This is a genomic window from Brevundimonas sp. FV1ye28 (genome assembly GCF_058681135.1).
Window position 1 is genome coordinate 1,136,147 of the sequence record NZ_CM178731.1, and the last position, 19,089, is coordinate 1,155,235.

16 protein-coding genes are annotated in these 19,089 nt (G+C 65.4%); 9 read left to right on the forward strand and 7 right to left on the reverse strand.

Annotated elements, in window-relative coordinates; all coding sequences use genetic code 11:
• Window positions 1–10: 10 nt before the first annotated feature.
• The 5 genes from ACW171_RS05670 to ACW171_RS05690 form a co-directional block, all read right to left on the reverse strand.
• Complete coding sequence (locus ACW171_RS05670) at window positions 11–919, reverse strand: hypothetical protein (protein ID WP_492096118.1); 909 nt, start codon at window positions 917–919, stop codon at window positions 11–13.
• A 49-nt stretch (window positions 920–968) separates the two neighbouring features.
• The gene (locus ACW171_RS05675) at window positions 969–1,472 is read right to left on the reverse strand and encodes a hypothetical protein (protein WP_492096119.1); all 504 of its coding nucleotides are present in this window, start codon (window positions 1,470–1,472) and stop codon (window positions 969–971) included.
• A gap of 206 nt (window positions 1,473–1,678) precedes the next feature.
• Window positions 1,679–4,666 (reverse strand): CHAT domain-containing tetratricopeptide repeat protein, encoded by a 2,988-nt coding sequence (locus tag ACW171_RS05680; RefSeq protein WP_492096120.1) that lies wholly within the window; start codon window positions 4,664–4,666, stop codon window positions 1,679–1,681.
• A gap of 117 nt (window positions 4,667–4,783) precedes the next feature.
• Entirely contained in the window at window positions 4,784–6,091 is a 1,308-nt protein-coding gene (locus tag ACW171_RS05685) for a HAMP domain-containing sensor histidine kinase (RefSeq protein ID WP_492096121.1), read from the reverse strand.
• Window positions 6,081–6,800, reverse strand: coding sequence for a response regulator transcription factor (locus tag ACW171_RS05690; RefSeq protein WP_492096122.1), 720 nt, complete (start codon window positions 6,798–6,800; stop codon window positions 6,081–6,083). The genes ACW171_RS05685 and ACW171_RS05690 overlap by 11 nt, the downstream gene beginning before the upstream one ends.
• 77 nt (window positions 6,801–6,877) lie before the next feature.
• On the opposite strand from ACW171_RS05690, the gene ACW171_RS05695 reads away from it, so the two are divergent.
• The 9 genes from ACW171_RS05695 to ACW171_RS05735 all read left to right on the forward strand — a co-directional run bounded on the left by ACW171_RS05695 (window position 6,878) and on the right by ACW171_RS05735 (window position 18,303).
• Complete coding sequence (locus ACW171_RS05695; protein WP_492096123.1) at window positions 6,878–7,513, forward strand: hypothetical protein; 636 nt, start codon at window positions 6,878–6,880, stop codon at window positions 7,511–7,513.
• Window positions 7,488–9,191, forward strand: a complete 1,704-nt coding sequence (locus ACW171_RS05700; protein ID WP_492096124.1) for a caspase family protein — start codon at window positions 7,488–7,490, stop codon at window positions 9,189–9,191. Before ACW171_RS05695 ends, ACW171_RS05700 begins: the two co-directional genes overlap by 26 nt.
• A gap of 459 nt (window positions 9,192–9,650) precedes the next feature.
• Window positions 9,651–10,715, forward strand: a complete 1,065-nt coding sequence (locus ACW171_RS05705) for a hypothetical protein (RefSeq protein WP_492096125.1) — start codon at window positions 9,651–9,653, stop codon at window positions 10,713–10,715.
• A gap of 232 nt (window positions 10,716–10,947) precedes the next feature.
• Entirely contained in the window at window positions 10,948–11,613 is a 666-nt protein-coding gene (locus tag ACW171_RS05710) for a hypothetical protein (RefSeq protein WP_492096126.1), read from the forward strand.
• 234 nt (window positions 11,614–11,847) lie between these two features.
• Entirely contained in the window at window positions 11,848–12,693 is an 846-nt protein-coding gene (locus tag ACW171_RS05715; RefSeq protein WP_492096127.1) for a hypothetical protein, read from the forward strand.
• A gap of 922 nt (window positions 12,694–13,615) precedes the next feature.
• The gene (locus ACW171_RS05720; RefSeq protein ID WP_492096128.1) at window positions 13,616–15,217 is read left to right on the forward strand and encodes a tetratricopeptide repeat protein; all 1,602 of its coding nucleotides are present in this window, start codon (window positions 13,616–13,618) and stop codon (window positions 15,215–15,217) included.
• Window positions 15,218–15,402: 185 nt separating this feature from the next.
• Window positions 15,403–16,338: a hypothetical protein gene (locus ACW171_RS05725; protein ID WP_492096129.1), complete on the forward strand. Its 936-nt coding sequence runs from the start codon at window positions 15,403–15,405 to the stop codon at window positions 16,336–16,338.
• A 230-nt stretch (window positions 16,339–16,568) separates the two neighbouring features.
• On the forward strand, window positions 16,569–17,213 hold the full coding sequence (locus tag ACW171_RS05730; RefSeq protein ID WP_492096130.1) for a DUF6498-containing protein: 645 nt from the start codon (window positions 16,569–16,571) through the stop codon (window positions 17,211–17,213).
• 538 nt (window positions 17,214–17,751) lie between these two features.
• The gene (locus tag ACW171_RS05735) at window positions 17,752–18,303 is read left to right on the forward strand and encodes a YybH family protein (RefSeq protein WP_492096131.1); all 552 of its coding nucleotides are present in this window, start codon (window positions 17,752–17,754) and stop codon (window positions 18,301–18,303) included.
• A gap of 8 nt (window positions 18,304–18,311) precedes the next feature.
• Here the strand turns inward: ACW171_RS05735 and ACW171_RS05740 are convergent, their stop codons facing one another.
• Both ACW171_RS05740 and ACW171_RS05745 read right to left on the reverse strand, forming a co-directional pair.
• Window positions 18,312–18,737 (reverse strand): DUF305 domain-containing protein, encoded by a 426-nt coding sequence (locus ACW171_RS05740; RefSeq protein WP_492096132.1) that lies wholly within the window; start codon window positions 18,735–18,737, stop codon window positions 18,312–18,314.
• 53 nt (window positions 18,738–18,790) lie between these two features.
• A complete protein-coding gene (locus ACW171_RS05745) occupies window positions 18,791–19,066 on the reverse strand; it encodes a metal-sensitive transcriptional regulator (protein WP_492096133.1) in 276 nt (91 codons plus the stop codon).
• Between the last annotated feature and the right edge of the window lie 23 nt (window positions 19,067–19,089).

Consider the following 19,089-nt stretch of genomic DNA (forward strand, 5'->3'; position numbering starts at 1 on the left):
GATAGGCTCTTCAGCTTCCGGAGCGAAGTCGGGCGAGCTTGGCTTCATGCGTCGTATAGGCTCGCCCCCAGTCGTGCCCAGCCGGGTTACAGGCAATACGAACGACTTCAGACGGGAGCGTTCCCTGCGCTGGAGCGCCGTATCCACCCTCCGTAGCGACAGAGAATACCACCCCCTCATCAGAGTAACCTGTACCATTGGACGCAAAATACGTTCCTTGACGACAGTCGACGCTGTAGTCAGATAGCTGTGCAGTCACAACAATATCATTTCCATTCTCATCTTTTGAGTATGGCTTGCCTTCCTTGAACATGGTCAGGACTGGGAATATTCTGATTCCATTTATTTGCTCTTCGATCGGCAGACCAAAGAAAACATCGCGTCCCGCAGAAGCGAGAAATATCGCGGGTGCATTGAATGGATCCCTGATCGACGGGCTAACGGTTTCCGCCGACGCACCGATCAATGAGACACCGAGTTGATAGAGACCCGTCTGATCCGCCAGGAGCGTGTTGACCCGGATCGGCAACAGGTTGCCGTCACCCTCGACGACAATACGGGCGTTGAGGCCTCCGCCGCTGTCGTCATCGCCTTGCCGCGACTGGAAAGCGTCACACCCTCCTGTTCCGACTTGGAGAAAACTGTCGAACGCTTGCGAGGTCTGATCGATCTGGATCGTCTGCCCTCGCCGGGTCTGCAGCAGGAAACAGTCGTAGTGGCTGCCGTCGTCCAGCTTGGGGTCGGACGATGCGAGGAGGCCGGTGATCTTCTGGCCCGGTCGAATGGAATACTGGGCGGCCGCCGGGCCCGCCGCCGTGGCGACCACGGCCGCAAGGACGACGAGCCCCAGGCTTGAAAGGCCCCTGGTCCTGTTCGGATTGCCGCTTGATCGGCGGTCAGGGGTTTCGGGACGGGTCATCGATTTCGTTCCTGCAGTGTGATGTGTTCGGCGAGTCCGGACCGGTTCGTCACGGCGCTTCGTCCGCCTGGGTCCGGTAGGCGGCGTCGGCCCAGGCGCGGGCTGCGGCCATGTCTTCGACGACGACCTCGGGCGGCAGGTCATCCGGGCTGCAGATGTGGGCCAGAATGGCTTGGTGGTCCTCGCCGGTCGGCGTGCGCATCCGGAACGGCGGCGTGCTTTCCTCGACCAAGGCGTCGTCCTGATAGACCCGGTGGTTGAGGGACGCTGATCGCCCCGCCTGACAGTCGATCCGGGAGCGCGAGACCCGCGTGTTCCAGCCCCACGCCGATGTCAGGCGATCGGCCGGGTTGAAAAAGGTCCAGTGGGTGACCTCGACCGGCTCTGTCGGGATTGACCGGGCGCCTGCGGCCTCCTTCGGCATGAAGACCATGGCGATCGGACCGGAATAGATGAGCTGCAGCTGCTCCTGCTCCCCCGCCACGGCCATCGGTGCCGACAGAAGCAGGCCGGCGAGGGTGAGGACGGACGACAGCCTGGTGCTGGCAATCACCCTTCCGAAAGGTCCGTCGTCGACACGAGACGTGGTGAGCAGAGCGTGCGGTGCCCGCGGCGGTCGCAGGCGTCGGTCCGGTCGAACGGTCACCTCTTGTCCTCCAGCGGATCAAAGCTGGGTGACTATGAGAACCGTCGCCCGATGGTGCATCTGACAAAGGCCGACAGGTTTCGCCGACCTGTGTTTACCGCGCTTCCCGGACCTCAGGAGCCGACGACCGCGAAGGGTGCCCAGACCTCCGGATCCGATCCATTGAGCACGGACGGATCGTCCATCAAGGCCAGCATCGCGGTCCGAAGGGCCTGGGCGGAGCTTTGACCAGCGGCCGAGGCCTGGATGGTCGCGACGGTCAGCCGGGCCGCCGCATCGTCCCTCACGGGCCAGTGCGAGACCAGGATGTTGCGCCCTCCCGCAAACAGAAAGGCGCGCGCCAGACCCGTGAAGCCGGCTGCACCCGGCCGATCCCCGGCGGCCGTGTTGCAGGCCGACAGGACCACCCAGTCCGCGTCGAGATCCAAGAGCGCAGCCTCCGAGGCAGTCAGCAGGCCATCATCGTCGGCAGACGCAACGGCCGGCGGGGTAAACGCCAGGGCGGGCTCGGCAAGCCCCGGAACCTCCCCGGCCATGAGGCCATGGGTGGCGAACACCACCACATCGGCATCCCTCATGGCGGCGGAACGGACCGCACTCTCGGTCGCGTCGAGACCTCGAAGCACCCGGGACGCCGGGAAGGCGACCTCGAGCGCGTCAAGTTCACGTCGGGCATGGGGCAGATCCACCAGCGATTTCAGGGTCGATCCCTCTCCTGCAGAGTCAAAGATGGCCGCACCGGCCGCGAACAGGGTGTTCGACGTCCGGGCCCCGGCATCCCCGCGGCGCAGGGCGCTGATCGACGGCGCAACCTGGACCGCGACAGAGCGGATCAGCCAGGCGGTCTGTCCCTCCGCCGCCGGTTCCGTGATCAAGGCCGCCCAGGAAACAGGTGCGAAATCCTTACCCGTGGCGAAGATGAGCGTGTCCTGGCCGCAGACCGTCTGCGCAATCGTTGGCGTGAAGATGGCTCGGTAGAGGGCATGCGCCGCATCACGGTCAAAGACAGGCCCGGGCGGGCCGGGTGTCAGGGCGTCGACACCATCGCGTCGCAGGCCCGGTCCCGGGGCGTCGCCCGGACGGAGGCGGGACACGAGGCCTGCGATCTCGCCCGGCTCGACCTCTGTCCGCGACCAGGAGGCCGATGTCGCGGTCAAGGCGAACACATAGAGACTGTCGCGCGTCAGAAGCGGCAGGATGAGCGCCTGTCCGGGCTCCAGTCGGCCCTGGGCCTCGGCGACGGAAAGTATCTCCGCTCCCAAAACGGCTCCAGCCTCGGGGAAATCCAGACGCAGACGTTCTCCGGACGCCCGATAGGCCGCCTGCGCCTCGGCCACGGCCGCCCGCGCCGCGGCAATGGCGGTTTCATCTCCTGACGGAACGGCTGCCGAATAGGCACGATCCAACCGCTGACGCCTGAACGCATTGTCCTGATGCGCCCTCAGGGCCTCGGCCAGTGCGTCCGAGCGGCTGCCCAGCCGTGCGCCCGCCGCCGCCGCCGCCCGGGCCGTGTCGGTCTCGATGAGGGTCTGGGCCGCCCGAAATCCGGTCTCGATGTCGTCGGCCAGATAGGCCGTCTCAAGAACCTGGCCAAAAGCCGTGCGCAGGTCACGAGGCGGTGCGGGAGCCCCGCCCACCGCCAGTCTGGCCGCCAGATCGGCTTCCAGGTCGGGAAGGCTTGCGCGAGTGGCGCGCACGCCGGGCTCGACGTCGCCGGCCCTCGCAAATATCCAGGCCTTTGCGACCTCGGCCCGGATCATCTCGAAATCCGAGGCCGGTCGGACTGCGCCCAGGGCCGTCAGGGCCTCCTGCACGGTCGTGGTCGCCTGCGGCAGCTTGAGGGCGGATTGGTCCTCAGCGAGACCGAGCTTGATCTGGCCGACGATCAGCGGGTCCGCATCCAGAACGGCAGCCGCCGCGAGGGCGCGCTCGCGATACTCAATCGCCCGGCCGAATTCACCCCGGGCGGCGGCGGCCGAGGCGGCGTGCCTCAGGCTGATCATCACCGGTCGGGATTGGGGGCCAGCTGCGGCCTCAAAGCCCTCGATGGACCTGAGGAACGCTGCCTCGGCCGACTCGGGCCGATCGAGCGCAAGCGCGGCCAGGCCGTTCATGCCCCAGGACGCGGCCAGCTCGAACGGCAGGCCGACGCCGGCCTGGCGTTGCGCCAGGGCCTGTTCAAACGTGGCCGCGGCCTCGATCTCATTGCCCTGGGCGAGTTCGAACATGCCGAGCGATTCGGCGGCGAGGACGGTGTAGGTGTCAGACAGCCCCCGTTGGGCGCGACTATCCGCATAGGCGCGGCGATACTGTGCAAGAGCCTCGGTCCTGGCACCCGTTTCCGCGAGGGCTGTCGCCAACTGCAAGCGGGCCGACATCACCCCCGCGTCTGCGATCGGCAGGGTTCCCTCGACGGCGGCGAGCGCCGGTCGCAGACGCTGCACCAGATCCTCATATCGGCCGGCGCGGCGGTCCACACTGGCAATGGCCGCGTCAAGTCGGAAAAGTTGGGGGTCGGCCGGTGGCAGCGTCGGAGCGAGCAGTGCCCGCGCCTGTTCGAATCGTTCGCGGGCGTCGTTGAGCCGCCCGGTGTGGAGGTCGATCCGGGCCCTCCACTCGAGGGCGTCCGCCAGGGCCAGGGCGGTCGCGTCCGGCGCGGCCTCCAGAGTCGAGATGGCGGCGTCGGCCTCGACCCTCGCGGCGTCGATGTCCTCGCCATGATACAGCGCGGCGGAGCGCCAGCGCTGGGCCTCCCCTAGCCGACCCGTGGGCTGATCGCTCGTGGCCTGCAACACGGCCTGCAAGCGACGCCATTCCGCTTCAGCCTCCGCAGGCACCTGCGAGACGGTCAGTTCGTGGGCCGCTGCGAAAGCGGCGTCGAGTTCCGCCCCCGTCATGGCCTCCTGGGGCAGTGCGCGCGGAGGCCCTGCCCCCTCCCCAGCGTTGACCGTCCTGTCGGCCGGTTCCTGGGACGGGCCGGCCTGGGCCGCCGACCCGGCCAGCAGGAGGGCGATCACGCCCGCACCTATGCGCACGATCAGCGGCCTGGACCAGGCGGGGGAAGTGTCCGGACAGGCGCGACGGGGGTGCGAATCGGACATGGGAACAACAACTCGGCAGCGCAGCGGGAATGAACAGCGCGTCGCCGGAAACTGCAGGTGTCTGCGGGCCGGTCAGAAACGATGCGATCGACAGTCATCAAGACAACCGTCGATATGTCAACGCACCGGGCCGAAGGTCTGAAAGGTCACCCGGAGGCACAGACCCGGTGCGCGGTCGCCAAGGTCCAGGCTTGCACCATGGCGTTTGACCACGGCAGCCACCAGCGCCAGCCCGAGCCCATATCCGGCGGCGGGCTGAGCGTCCGCGCCACGCACGAAGCGTCGCAAGACCGCTTCCCGTTCGTCGGCGGGGACCCCTGGCCCCTGATCCTCGACGGTCAATACGGCTTGCTGTCCCGATGTTTGAACGGTGACCGTGACCTCACCGCCTTCCGGCGAGAATTTGATGGCATTATCGATCAGATTGGCGGCCAGCCGGACCAGCAGAACCCGTTCGGCCAGGATCGTCGCCGGTTCACGGGACAGGCGCAGGAGCACGCCCCGATCCTCTGCCACGGCGCTATAGAGGTCGGTGGCCGCCTGTACGGCGTCGCCCAGATCCAGCGGCACAAAGCCGGCGTCCGACCCCGCTTCGGCCTCGACGATGTCGAGCAGGGCCTCGAAGGTCTGCAGGATTTCATCGGTCTCGAAGACAGCCAGCGCCGCGCGCTCGCGGGCCTCGTCCAGGGTCTCCGCTCGCGCGGCGCGTTCAAGGTCAGACTTCAGCCGGGCCATCGGCGTGCGAAGATCGTGCGCGACCCGGTTGGAGAGGTCGCGCAGACCGATCATCAACTCGTCGATCCGCTCGAGCATCCCGTTGACGTGTCGCGACAGCGCACCGAACTCATCGTCGACGGCCGCCCCCGGAGCCCGTGTGGACAGGTCTCCGCCCCGTACCTGATCACAGGCCCGATTGATCGCATCAACCCGGGCCAGCAGACCGCGGCTTGCGAGGGGCCCGACCACAAAGGCACCAAAGGCCGCGAAGGCGAGGGCCAGCGCGGCGACCGCCATCATTTCCCGGCCGATGGAAAGGCCGTCATCCTGCCAGTCGGCCACCAGGACCAGACCGGGAGCGAGGATGCGATCCTGCGCCCCGGCCGTGGTGGCACCGGAACTTCCCGCGAGCGGCTGGCCGTCGCGAAGCAGAACATAGACGCGGGGGTCTTCCGGGCGTGCGTTGCGCGCCAGCACAAGAGCGGTGGCCTTGGCCTGCAGTCGTTGCGGATCATCATCCGCAATCTTGTCGAGCACGGCCTCCAGATCCGCCTCGATCAACGCAGTAAGGCGCTGATCGTTCTTGTACTGAATAAGTTCATATGCACCGGCCGCAAACATGACGGCGGCGAACGCGAACGACAGGGCGAAGACCCCTATCAACCGCCAGATCGCGGACCGACGGCCTCTCCGGCCCTTAAGCCGCACGAAGGACGAATCCTTGGGTTCGAACCGTTTCGATCATGGACCGACCTGCGACGCCGTCCAGCTTGGCCCGCAACCGGGACAGGTTCACATCGATCACATTGATCTGCGGGGGGATGCGGTATTCCGGCCAGACGGCATTCCAGATCATCTGGCGCGAAACGATGTCTCCGGCATTGCGCGCCAGGTAGGCCAGGATGTCGAACTCCTTGGGCGACAGATCGACATGTACCGTCCTCCAGTGAACGGTGCGTGCCTTTATCCGCACCTCCAGCATGCCCAGCAGGATGACGTCGGGGTGGGCGGTCTCTGCCCCCCGTCGCGCCAGGGATCGCACCCGGGCCGCCAGTTCCTCGCCGTCGAAGGGCTTGGCCAGATAGTCATCCGCTCCACCGTCCAGCCCCTCCACGCGGGATCGCGTCTGACCCAGATTTGAAAGGATCAGGGCGGGTGTCCGCACGTCGATACGGCGCAAATGGCCGAGGACGGTCAACCCGTCCATACCCGGGACCATCCGGTCCAGCACCAGCACGTCGTACTGTGTGGCGGCAGCGGCTCTCAGGGCTTCTTCGCCCGTCACGAAATGGTCGATGATGGCCTGTTCCCCGGTAAAGACCTGAGCGACGCGGTCCGCAGCGTCCGGGTCGTCTTCGAGAAGAAGGATGCGGAGAGGCATTGCGTGTTGCATGTCGGGCGTCATGGGACCGGACATCACCTGTTTCCCACTCCGGGCGCTTCTGACAATAATCGTAAGATGCGACGGCGCTGCTGAAGAGGCAAATACCTACGATGAAATGGGGTCTGATCAGCTTGCTGGCGCTTGGAATATGCGGAGATTCGGTGCCTTCGCACGCACAGTCAGCAGACGCGGACGCTGCGCGCGCGCCGTTTGATGACATGATGCTGGCGGCGCGGCTGGCGCGTTGGGGTCTGGCCAATGACGATCCCTTTGCCCTGGCGACCGCCGCGCGTCTGCGACAGGCCACGGACCGGGTGCTGATCGATCGGGGCGATCGGGGCGAGGTCGACGCACACGATCCAGTCGAACGCTGGCTGGCGGCGGCGGAGGCCCTCGCCGGGGGCGATCCTCGCGTCACTGCCTTGGTCGACGAGGTTAGGGAGACCGGCTTCAAGGGGCGACGCGGTGGACCCCGGGTCTCGCTTGGCCGGGTCAGGGCACAGCAAAGCAACCGTTATATTGAGCCCTTTGATCCGGCGAGAATCGCCGTGGTCTATGTTGAGGGCGATGGCGATACGACGCTCGAACTCGTGGTGCGCAAAGCCGACGGAACCATCGTCTGCGCCCAGGACGACCCAGGCGACCTCAAGATGTGCGTCTGGACGCCCGACCGCGTCGGCGGCCATACCGTCGAGGTACGCAACGACGGTATGGTCGACAATGTCTACAGTCTGGCAACCAACTAGGCCGGGCGTCCTGGCCGTGGGCCGATCCTGCCTCGCCACCCTGTGCGCCGTGGCCGCATTGGTCGGGGCGGCCCCCGCCTTTTCGCAGTCCCCCGAACCCCATGCCCTTTTGATCGGCGTCGGACGCTATGCCGGCCTTGCCCCTGGCCAGGGCCTAGAAGCGCCGATGGCCGATGTGGCGCGGCTGCGCGAGTCCCTGACCGCGGCGGGATATCCGGCTCACCGCATCGCGACAATGACCGAGGATGGGGCGCGCTCCCCGACCCGCGCCAATGTCTTGGAGGCGCTGGAGGCCCTCGCGACCGGGGCCCAACCGGGGCAGGAGATCCTGATCTATTTCTCCGGGCACGGGGCCCAGGCCGCCGCGCGTCACCCGGACCGGGAAGTCGACGGGCTGGAAGAACTCTATCTGATGGCGGACGCCGCCCCGGCGGACCGCTCCACCGGCAGCGCGCCAGGAACCATCGCCGATTTTGAGCTGGAGGCCGTGATCGCGCGGATCCGGGAGGCCGGGGCCGATGTCGTCCTGATCGCCGACGCCTGCCATGCCGCAGGCGTGACCCGGTCGGGGGAGATCACGGGCCGGGTCAAGGGGATGACCGGCATCGCGCTCGGAATGCCGGAGAGTCTCCCTCTGCGAAGCCGGCTCCCGCCCGATGCACAACCGGTGCGCGGAGATTTTACGGGCATCTTCGCGGCCTCGCCCGGACGGCTCGCGGTCGAGCGACACCTGCCTTTGGGCGAGGCGGGTGCGCAGCCTGCATCGGCCTTTACCTTTGCACTCTCACAGGCGATCCGCGACGGCCGCCATCGTAGTTGGAGGGATCTGCAGGACGGTGTGCGCGACGCGAGCGTGGAAGCAGGGCCCGGGCCCGTTCCTGTCTTCGAGGGCCGCCTGGACGCGGTGCCGGCGGGCCTTGATCCGGACCGACCACGATTGTTCCGGACGTACGACCAGGGCGGCATGGGCATCATCACCGCAGGCCAGATCGAGGGGTTCTTGCCTGGAGAGAGGGTGGAACTGGTCGATCTCGACGGGCGGGTTCTGGGCCAGACGACCGTCAGCGCCAGCAATGCGTTCAGCGCGCGCCTGGCCGCCCCGGCGAACGGCGCGAGGCGCGCCCGGGGCCTGCACGTTGGTCCGGGCGCGCCGTTTCTCGCCATGATCGGGCCCCACCTTGCATCGGCTGCGTCAGACCGGCCCATCCGGATATCCGGTCATGTCCAGTCGGGGGGATGCGGTTCAGCGGGACCGCCAGACCCCTCGGCGTCACCTCTGAGGGTTATCGACTTCACCGCGCGCCCTGAGCTTTCGCATTGTGACGTGGTTCATCTCCAGCTCCGCAACGACAACGACGCCGCGCTCGATACAGCCCTGTTCTTCGTCAATGCCCGAGGCGTACCGACTCCGCTGACCCTGGGCCCGGACAACAGTCCGCGGCTCGAACCCGGCCAAACACACCACGCCGCGGTCCGTATCGTGACACGCGATCCGGAGGGCCGTCGCCTGGCCTCGGGCGAGGAGGCCATCGTGCTCCTGTGGGTTCCAGCGAGAGGTCGGACCCCGAGGGATCTGCGCGCTGTCGCCCAGGGAGCCATGAGGGGAAGCCTCATCGCAGATGACCTGCGCGCTGTCGTACTGCCGGTCCTGACCTTGGACTCGAAGCCCGTGCCGTAGACAGTTGAACCGGCCGATGAGTTTGTTTGCCCTGCGTGGCCCGAATACGTTCCAGGCAGGCGTGACCGTCGATGACCCCGGTGATCCGGGTGGCGGTTGGAGGAGGCTCTGGGCGCGATGCCGTTTTCGAGGGAGGGCCATGTCGCTGAAGAGGGCTGTGGCCAAGGGAGTCGCCTCGCGACAGCCGGTCAGCCCCCCGAGCGGCAGACTGACGAGGTGGTCCTGGAGGTGGACATCTGACAATGCGCCGTCCGATCCCGGTCATGGGTTTGCGAGGCGGCATCCGCGGAATTGAGCACCGGCGGACAGGCTACAGCAGCGCGGTCGAACCTGTCGGCATTTGTCAGGTGCAGGTCGCCGCGGCGATGCTCACAGTCCGCTTTGCGACGGCGACGCCGCGATTGCGAGTGCTTCGGCGAAGATCGCGACGACCAACAATCTCGATCAAAAGGAGCTCCCATGAGCCGTAATGACCTCATCGATCGGCGCGCTTTGATCGCTGCCGCTGCCGCTTCGACAGTCGTGCCTTTGGCTCTTCGCACGAATCCAGCCTTGGCTGCCGCCACAGACTTGCCCATGCGCGTCAACAATGGACGCGCGATTGCGGGCATCGGACGCGTCATGATCGGCAGCTTCGGTGTGAACTTCGTAACCGAGCGCAAGGCCAGTCAGTCAAGCGGCGGCGGCTTTCGCGCGAGATTCACCCAGTCGAATGTGAACGTGCAAACAAACCTCACGGGGTTGACGCCGGAAGACTACATCGCCGCTGCCGACGCGGCCTACGCCGCTGCGATCGAGGCCTTGGGTGCCAGGGGGATCGAGGTCGCCGACAATACCGCGCTCCTGGCGTCCCTTCGCAACAGACTGGCTCCCCAACCGAATGGTGGGTCAGACCAGTTCAGTGAAGGCGGCGGATCATCGGTCGAAATGGTACGCTATGGCCCCTCAGCCTTCGGCGGATTCTACCCTCTGGACGGCTGGGTGACGACCGGGGGCGGGTTCTCGGGCCTCGCCAACATGGGAGCGCTGCGGGCTGGTTTGACGGCGACCGAACATCTCAGGGCGCAAGCGCGTGAAAATGACACCGCCGTCATCGGCCTTCTCCTCACGGTAAACCCCGTCAGAATGACGGCGGACCAGAATACCGACTGGCGCGTACCCGATGTTTTCGGCAACGGCGGCCTGGTACGGAACACCTCGATCAGTACGGAAACCGGGCTTTCGTCGAACCCGTACAAGACCTGGCTGGATGTCTATCCAAAATCGGGCCGTCCAGGTCAGGTCTCGGTCCAGAGGGAAATCGGGGTCAGGGGAGGCATCGGCACCCTCGTAGATTCGACCTCTGCCGGATCACGGGCGCTTCAAGGCCTCGGGAATGTGCTTTCAAATCCGCTCCTTGGCGGAAATGGGCGCAACTCAAGCACCACGAACTACACGCTGAACGCTGATTCCCCATCATACATCGCTGGCGTCGGAGCCTTGGGCTATGACGTGATGAGTGCATTCGCAGGGCCATTGAGCTGACACCGTGCGGGTCGGTCGTCCGCTCGCGGTATTCGAGCCGGATTTCCTGGACGGCTGGCCTCCCGAGAGCCTTGTCCAAGGACGAGAGACGCCGTCTTGAAACCTCTGCCGACGTCGCAATGACGATTTAGGGTTGGCGCGCATAAGCGTTCGTACCCCTTCAGTTTGATAAGGTGCCGCCTCTGCTGTGGTAATGTCGAAGCTGAGAGTGCTGATCAATGCGCCACTTTGAATGGTGACCATCATGCCCGAGACCGCTCAAGGCTCGCGCACTCCCCTTTTGGCACTCGGCATTTCAACCGTTGCGACTGCGGCCTGTGCGCACGTCAAATGGTTCGAGAAGTACGAGGTCGCGGCCGACCCTGTGCCCATCACGACAACCCTGGCGCTGCCGGCCTTCTGGTTCGGGATCGTGCTCGTGACGGTGTTGTTCCTGGCCACCACCGTTCTTGAGCGCCGGGCGGCCGGTCAGGCCGCGACCTGTATCCTGGACCGAGGCACCCGATTACTGCGCGACAACGCCGACGCCTTCATGATCGCCATCATGGCGGCCTTCTTCATCGCGCTGTTCGCGGTCGGCGGCACCTATCTGACGCCCGATCTGAAGACGGACTCCGAGCTGCTGCCATGGGCGCAGCTTTTGATCGGCATCCTGCTGATCTGGCGACGCACCCGACCCCTGGCGGCCGTCATGATCCTCGGCCTTTGGGTGGTCGCCCTGGCCAACTACGACCTGTTCCACCTCTACGACTATCTCGCGCTCGGCCTGGGGCTCGCGGGCTACCTCTTCCTCTCGGGGTTGAAGGACGGGAGATGGCATGACCGGCTTCGCTGTGCTCCGCTGGGGCATTGCGCTGGCGCTCCGCCAGCATTGCCGCCACCGAAGTCAGAATTATGAAAACATTGAGGAATTCGGCCCCAATAAAACTCGAGTGATGTCACTCTCTATCGACAGGCTCAACCCCTCTGGAGTCCGCGCAGCATTCTCGAGTTCGGTCTCAGAGCGGCTCACATACCGATAGAGCGATACCGACATGAGACCCATTGTCTTTTGATGCTCCTTAGTCAGGCAGAGGCGGGTCGGTAGCGCAACCCAGATCTCTGAGGCAGTCTGATCCACATGGAGCACGACATGCGCAAGATCGGGTTGATGGTTCTGGCCCTGGCCATGCAGGCGTCGGGGTGCAACGCCCAGACCCCCGCTGAGGCGCCGCCGCCGCCCGTGGCCGGGACTCTGGAAGAGACCTATCGGCAGGCGCTGGGCCTGAGCCCCCTGCCCTACGAGGTCGAGAACGCTCATCAGTTCTGGACCACCGCGTCCGGGGACATCAAAGACAGCGAGGAGACCTACCTCGAGGACCTTCACGCCCGCATCCGTCAGGACCGGAAAGCGGGGGCCGTTCGCACAACGCGCGAAGCCCTGGACATCTGCGTGGACGTGGTGCTGCGGGGCTGCACGGTCACCAGTGCCGGCTTTCTTTCGGCCAGCGACCAGGGTCGGCTGTGGTGGCAGATTCAGGATGGTTTCACGGAAGAGGATGGCGTCGGCGGGGGCGTTGTAGTGTTTGAAGAGCGTGAGGACGGAGCGCTCAGGCCTGTCCTGTGGACGTTCGAGGGCGCGCAGTACGAAACGCCCTCACTGGAGCGTCACGGCGACGGGCAGTGGGTGCTGATCGTTCCCGGAATCTCGCGTGGCACCGGCAGCGGCGACATGACCGTCATGATGCTGTGGCGCGAGGGCCGGTGGCGTCCGGTGGATATGGATTGGCAGGGCCGCGTCGGCGATCAGCTCGGAGGCATGGAGGTCTGGCATCAGCCACGCTGGGCCTTCCCGCGCTTGGTGGCCTCCTCGCCGCTCTGGCGACCAGGAGAGGGGGGGTGCTGCGGGACCGGCGGTACAGTCGAGATGGAATTCGACGTCATCGATGACCGGCTCACACTGATCGACGCAAAGATCACGCCTGCTCCTGCGGATTGAGCGCAGCGACGTCGACGGCCGTCATTCTGTGATCCATCCCTCTCGATCGTACCTGTCGGTCATTGTCAGATGCAGGAGTCTCGAGCCTTCGTTACGGTGAGGCGAATACCCGACACGATTGCCGTGCTGGCCGGGTGCTTGTTGATCGTACGGGGAACCGGCGTTTGGAAGATCGGTCTGCAGCGCTTGATGCGGGGGATGTCGGCGCAGAGGCCCTTGTGGCGATCCCCGTCATCGCGACATTCATCGGCCTCCGGTGGTTGCCCCCCTGGATCGCGCTGGTCACCAACAGTCTCAGTCCCTCGCTTCGCCTCGGATCCGGAGGGATGGAATACCGTGTCCTGCGGAGTCGCAGTGTTTCCTTCGCCGCGATCCAGTCTGTGGAGGTACGGACGGCCCCAGGCACTGTGAACCTCAATTTCGTGTTCAGAGACGCCGCCTTCACCTTCACCGCCAATGTCGCGAACAAGGGCACGGCGCAGGACGCGCTCCGCCGCTTGCCGCCCTATGTGCCCCGCGGGAAATCGGCGCGAGAGCTGGAGCGATGTCTACAGGCTTGCCGGCGTCGAAACGCGACCGGCTGAACCGGCGCCGCTGGATGTTCACTCAGTTGTGGGTCGCAGCGCGGAGGAGTGAGCCCTCTCCGGGCTGAGGGTCGGACTTAACCCTTCTGCGATCGCTCTTCATTCTCGCCGATAAAACCTTTCGATGTTTGTCAGATGAGGACCGGGATCCACCCGTCTTGCGCGACGCCGTAGTCGCCACCGCGCTCGCTTGGCTGCCTGTCCCGACCCCGGCCTTCACCTGACAGCCCTCCTCCCGCGTCGATCAAACCTGTCCGTGTTTGTCAGATGCAGCCCCGGGTGCTCGTTCTCATAGTCATGACCGTGAGACCTGACCTTCAGAACCCTGAGAGCCCGACATGAACCGCATCGGTCGTATGGATCGCCGTCAGCTGCTTTCAGCCGCCGTCGCCTCGACACTCCTGCCCGTCGGGCCGGCGACTGTGCCGTCGACAGCGTGGGCGAACGAGACCCGCGTCCGAACCGCGCCCACGTCCGTCCGGAAGGCGTTCGGCTCGCTGGGCCTGGTTCTTTGGACTGCTATTGCGGCTTTCACCCTGTCGCAGCCCGCGAACGCGCAGACGGCGAACGCGGTGTTCGAACAAGGGCTCGACGCCTACGACCGGGGCGACTTTCCCCGTGCAGCGGTGCTGTTCCAGCAATCCTGCGACGACGGGGCCACCAACGCCTGCAGCAACTTGGCTGTGCTCTATATGACGGGTCGGGGCGTTACGGCGGACCCGGAGCTCGGGATCGCCCTGTTCGATGCCGCCTGTCGTCTCGGCAGTTCTGAAGGTTGCGATAACGCGGCGACGGCAAGACAACGCGCGGCGGCTCGGCCCCAGTCACAGCCCGTCGCGACGGCCTCCACCCTCGATGGGTCTGTTCAGGCCTGTCTCGCCGGTAGCCAGGCGGACTGCGTCCGGGCCGGTCGGGCCTACACCCTGGGAGACGGCGTCGAAGCCGACATGACGGTCGCGCGACCGCTCATCCTCCGCGCCTGTGACGGCGGACACATGAATTCCTGCAGCTGGGTGGGCGTAAGCCTGGAGACGGGCGACGCCGGCCCGGCCGACCTCGCCCAGGCGGCGGTCTATTATGAGCGTGCGTGCGACGGAAATATCCTCGTTGGCGGATGCGGTAACCTGGGCCGGTTCTATGACCTCGCGGGGGACTACGCGCTCGCCCTGCCGGCCTATGCCCGCGCCTGCAGCGACAACACCCTGGAATATTGCCAACTGCAGGCGCAGGTCCTGCACCGACTAGGCCGGATTTCGGAAGCCTTGCCGCTGCTGGAACGGACCTGCGCCGCCGACCTTGGCAGCGCCTGCGCCCTGTTGGGCTACACCGAGGCCGGTCGGGAGAACTGGGAGGCGTCCAGCGCAGCCTATGACAAGGCCTGCCGTCTGGGTGAGGAGGCCCAGTGCGCCTATTCCCGGCAACTGGCAGGGGACCTGGCGCGACGCCGGGCCTGGCACGCGGAACGCGCCGCCGAGCGGGCCGAGCTGAACCGGATGATCCAGGCCGGGAATACCGCCGGCGCGGCCGACTATGCCGTCTATGAGCTCCGATCCGGCCCGATGGCGCGTGAGGTCGTCGAATCCGCGGTTCGCCGGAACGCCATGGGCTCGTTGAACACCCAAACGCTGTATGTCCTCGCCAGCTGGTTCCGGGACGGCGCGGTCGCCGGCGCCGTCTCCGCGGAACTTCGTCGCCGGGGGACGGGCCTGGAAGGCACGTTCGGGACGGGCACCAACCAGCCCGGCATGGCCGAGGCCCGCTGGCGCGCGGCCAACGGCGGGGACGCCAGCGCCTACAGCAGCTATCGACCCCAGGCGTCGTCAACTCCGGCCCCGCCGGTGTTCGGCGCAGGCGACGCGGCCGCGCAGACCCGCGACCGATACCGGACCGCCCACTGCGAGATGGCCAGCTCGCCCCGCAACTCGCCGGTCTGCCGCTAGCGCGACGGGCAGGTCTCCTGCCCCGGATGAAACCTGTCGATGTTTGTCAGATGCAAGCCCGGCGCTTCGATCTCATGTTCCCTGATCAATACAGGTCGCCACCAACGGGCTGTCGATATTCAACAGATGTCCTCCCGGACAGCCCTGACTTGCCTAGATTTGTCCCTCCCCGAAGGAGTTGTCTCATGCTGCGTTGGCCAGCCCTTGTCGCCGTGATGGCCGTGGTCGCCTGTCCGGCCGCCGCCCAGACTTCACTCCGTCCCGGCCAGACCGTTCAGGGCGAGCTGACGACATCGGACTCCACCCTGGGGGATGGCAGCTATTTCGATTGCTTCACCATCCAGACCCGACGAGGCCAGACCCTGCAGATCGACCAGGCCTCTGACGCCTTCGACAGCTACCTCCAGGCCGGCGCCGGGACCTGCGCCGGCGCCCTGAGCAATCTGGTCAGCGACGACGACAGCGGCGGCGGCCTCAATGCCCGGCTGGAGGTCCAGGGGGACGGCGGCGTGCTGACCCTGCGGGCTAACAGCCTGTCGGAAGGCATGACCGGTCGCTACACGCTGAGTGTTTCGGAAGTCGCGCAGTCCTCAACAAAGCCGCAGTCAGCGGAGGCTGCCGTTGCCCCGCAGCCTTTGAATAATTCCAACAGCGATCCTCAGGACTATCCGGGTCCGGCCCCGTGGGTCCAACCCGTGTCCTTTCTCGCAAACTCCGGCGAGACCCGGATATTTGCTGGCCGCCCCCAGCAATCCCAGCCGAATAATCCTACAATCTGGATGTGGATCTATCTGCGCCAGCCTCGCGGCGTGGGGACCCGGGCAGCTGATGGCGGTGATGGCAAACACAACATCATCGCTCAGTCTTTCCGAATAAACTGCCGCAGCCGGACAAGCCAGAGTTTGCACGTGCAAGCTTTTTGGTGGGAGTTCGGGGATGATATGCCGCGATCGATTTTGTCTGCCCCTCAAACCGCATCGGCCCAGCCCGCCACCCCAGGCACTCCAGCCGATCTTTTGGTGACGGCCGCCTGCGACCCCGACTCGACGCCCCAGTCTGGAACCAATTATTTCCCAAGCGCCTGGATCGCCATGATGGAGACCCACATCATGGGAAGCTGAGATTGAGTTTGGTTCGAAGTGGATCGCTCACGCTCGCCTTCAACCGACTGCTGTTTCGCTCTCGCATTTGGTCTCAGGTTCCACTTTCTGGTCGTCGTGAACGGGCTTGAGCTCAAGCCGGCCCTGTAAGGCGATGACAGTCCCTCGGTCATCCGGGTGAACAGCCTCTTCGCCGTAGCCACCGGCCTTAAATCCCCTTTATTTCAGAAGGCGGACTGGAGAATCTGCCAATGACCACGGCGGCGCGATACCTCGCTCTGGTATTCTCCAACCTGGTCCCCGTCGCCGGTGTGATCGTTCTGGGCTGGGACGTCGGCCAGATCGTCGTCCTCTACTGGTTCGAGAACATCATCATCGGCATCCTGACCCTGCCGCGCATTCTGTCGGCGAAGGGCGGTAAACAAGGGGGCGGCCTCAACGGCTCCGGCGCGCTCGGGACCGGCTGTTTCTTTGTTCTTCACTACGGCCTGTTCTGCCTCGGCCACGGGATCTTCACCCTGGTGCTGCTGGGCGAGGTCTCGCCCGCAGAGGCCGGCGATCCGGACAGCGGCGGCGGCACGGGCCTTCTCTGGGCGCTCCTGGCCATGGCCGTGCTGCACACCATCGCCTTCGTGCGCGAATGGGTCATGGCGGGCCGGTGGCGGACGGCGACCCCCACCGGAGAGATGTTTCGCCCCTACGGCCGCATCATGGTGCAGCACACCACGGTGTTGCTGGGGGTCTGGGGGATGAGCGAGCTGTCGGCCCCGACCTGGACGATCCTGGTGCTGTGCGTCACCAAGGCGATCATGGAGCTGGCCATGGAGGTGATCGTGGAACCGATCCTTCAAGCCTCGGGCCGAAGGTCTGGCGGCCCCCCTATAAAGGGAGCCTAGGCCCTTTATCGATCTGGACCAGATAGACGTCCGAAGCGTCCTCCGGGCGCCCTGGCCGGGTCGAGCGATGCCTCAGCCAGGCCCCGACATTGCCGCGTTCCGGGTTGGCCTCCATGTCCGCCTTGCTTCGCGCCTCGAACGCCAGGGTATACCGTCTGGTCAAGGTTGGCCGATCCAGGGCCTTGAATCACTCCCACTCGATTACACAAAGAAGCCCAAGACAATGATTGTCTTGGGTTTTTCTTCACTCAACAAACACCGAACCGATTGGAGAACCGACAAGTAGGAAGTATTCTGAAAACATTCGGGAATTTCCAAGCAATAACATTTGCGTGAATTCGTCATCTTTCGCGGTCTATTGACCTACTGAGACCCCGAAATGCGATGCAGCCAACTTGATTCCCTCGGCGACCTTCGACCGTCACTTGAACGTACACTTTATACCATCTGCGGGCTGGTCGTCGAACCCGACTTGATCCAGCAAACTCGTCGGCAACGCTGAGGGTGGCTTCGGCATGGCGAACCGCCGGGGTCGCCTATGTTGCAAATGGCATCTAGCATCGGAACCAGTTCATCGCCTCGGGGAAAATCCATGTCGGTCGCCAAACCTCTCCTCGCCCTCGCCATCTCCCTGTCGATCACATCAGTCGGCCCCGCGTTCGCTCATGAACCGGTCCAGACTGCCGCGGCCTCGGTCGATGATGTCCAGGCCCAGGCGGCCGCGGCGGCGAGTGTCGTCGATGCCTTTCATGCCGCGCTCGAACATGGAGACACACACGCTGCACTGGTCCTCCTTGCCGACGACGTCCTGATTTTCGAGGGCGGCGGGGCTGAACGGTCGAAGGCCGAGTACGCCGAACACCACCTGGCGGCCGACGCTGCGTTCTCAGCCGCTGTGCCCAGCGTCAGGTCCCGCCGCACAGCGCGAGCCGGCGCCGACAGCGCGTGGGTCGCAAGCGAAAGCCGAACGACAGGCGAGTTCAACGGCCGCCCGATCGACAGCCTCTCGGTCGAGACCATGGTCTTGCGCCACGAGGCCGACGGTTGGCGGATCACGCACATCCATTGGTCTTCGCACGCGGCGCGCTGATCTCGCGATCAGGCGGCGGGAGCCGCAGACGCGCCCTTCCGGGCGAGCCAGGCGTCAATCAGTGTGATTTCGCGCTCTTGCGCCGTAATCACCTCCTGGGCCAGGTTCCGCGCCTCGGCGTCCTTGCCCTGCACAAGTTCCACACGCGCCATCGAGACGGCGGCGACGTGGTGCCCACGCATCTGCTTCATGAAGTCGATATCCGCGTCTCCGGTGAAGGCCGGCATCGCCTCCATCATGGTGTTCATCGAGGCCTTGTAGCCCTGGGTGGCGACGGAGTCGCCGGGAGCCGCCGCAGCCATGCCGCCCTCCATCGCGCCATGGGCGCCCGCTGTTGCGGCGGCTTCCGGCGCGGCCCCTGCGGGCTCTTCGGCTTGCGGAGAACAGGCCGCGGACAGGGCGCAGGCGGCAAGGACGAGGCTGATGCGTTTCATGACGGCTCCTTGAGATCCCGACGGTAGCGATCAGGAGGCCTCGTTCGTTCCGTCTACCGTCCGGCCCGCGCCAGGAGTTCGATCAGTTCGCAGGCCTTGGCCTTTCGATCCTCGGGATCGTCGCCAGTCATGGCGCCCATGACGCAATGATCAAGGTGATCCCGCAGCACTTCGGTCTCCACGCGATGAAGTGCGGCTCGAACAGCCTGCAACTGGGTCAGCAGGTCGACGCAATATCGGTCGTCTTCGACCATGCGCGCGATTCCCCGCACCTGGCCTTCAATCCGGCTCAACCTGTTGAGGACCTTGGGTTTCGTATCGGTTTGCATCTGACCTCGCCTTCCAGAACCCA

Coding starts and splice junctions, on each gene's coding strand:
- ACW171_RS05670 (WP_492096118.1), bottom strand. CDS start 919: ATGACCCGTCCCGAAACCCCTGACCGCCGATCAAGCGGCAATCCGAAC.
- ACW171_RS05680 (WP_492096120.1), bottom strand. CDS start 4,666: ATGTCCGATTCGCACCCCCGTCGCGCCTGTCCGGACACTTCCCCCGCC.
- ACW171_RS05690 (WP_492096122.1), bottom strand. CDS start 6,800: ATGTCCGGTCCCATGACGCCCGACATGCAACACGCAATGCCTCTCCGC.
- ACW171_RS05695 (WP_492096123.1), top strand. CDS start 6,878: ATGAAATGGGGTCTGATCAGCTTGCTGGCGCTTGGAATATGCGGAGAT.
- ACW171_RS05700 (WP_492096124.1), top strand. CDS start 7,488: ATGTCTACAGTCTGGCAACCAACTAGGCCGGGCGTCCTGGCCGTGGGC.
- ACW171_RS05705 (WP_492096125.1), top strand. CDS start 9,651: ATGAGCCGTAATGACCTCATCGATCGGCGCGCTTTGATCGCTGCCGCT.
- ACW171_RS05710 (WP_492096126.1), top strand. CDS start 10,948: ATGGTGACCATCATGCCCGAGACCGCTCAAGGCTCGCGCACTCCCCTT.
- ACW171_RS05715 (WP_492096127.1), top strand. CDS start 11,848: ATGCGCAAGATCGGGTTGATGGTTCTGGCCCTGGCCATGCAGGCGTCG.
- ACW171_RS05720 (WP_492096128.1), top strand. CDS start 13,616: ATGAACCGCATCGGTCGTATGGATCGCCGTCAGCTGCTTTCAGCCGCC.
- ACW171_RS05725 (WP_492096129.1), top strand. CDS start 15,403: ATGCTGCGTTGGCCAGCCCTTGTCGCCGTGATGGCCGTGGTCGCCTGT.
- ACW171_RS05730 (WP_492096130.1), top strand. CDS start 16,569: ATGACCACGGCGGCGCGATACCTCGCTCTGGTATTCTCCAACCTGGTC.
- ACW171_RS05735 (WP_492096131.1), top strand. CDS start 17,752: ATGTTGCAAATGGCATCTAGCATCGGAACCAGTTCATCGCCTCGGGGA.
- ACW171_RS05740 (WP_492096132.1), bottom strand. CDS start 18,737: ATGAAACGCATCAGCCTCGTCCTTGCCGCCTGCGCCCTGTCCGCGGCC.
- ACW171_RS05745 (WP_492096133.1), bottom strand. CDS start 19,066: ATGCAAACCGATACGAAACCCAAGGTCCTCAACAGGTTGAGCCGGATT.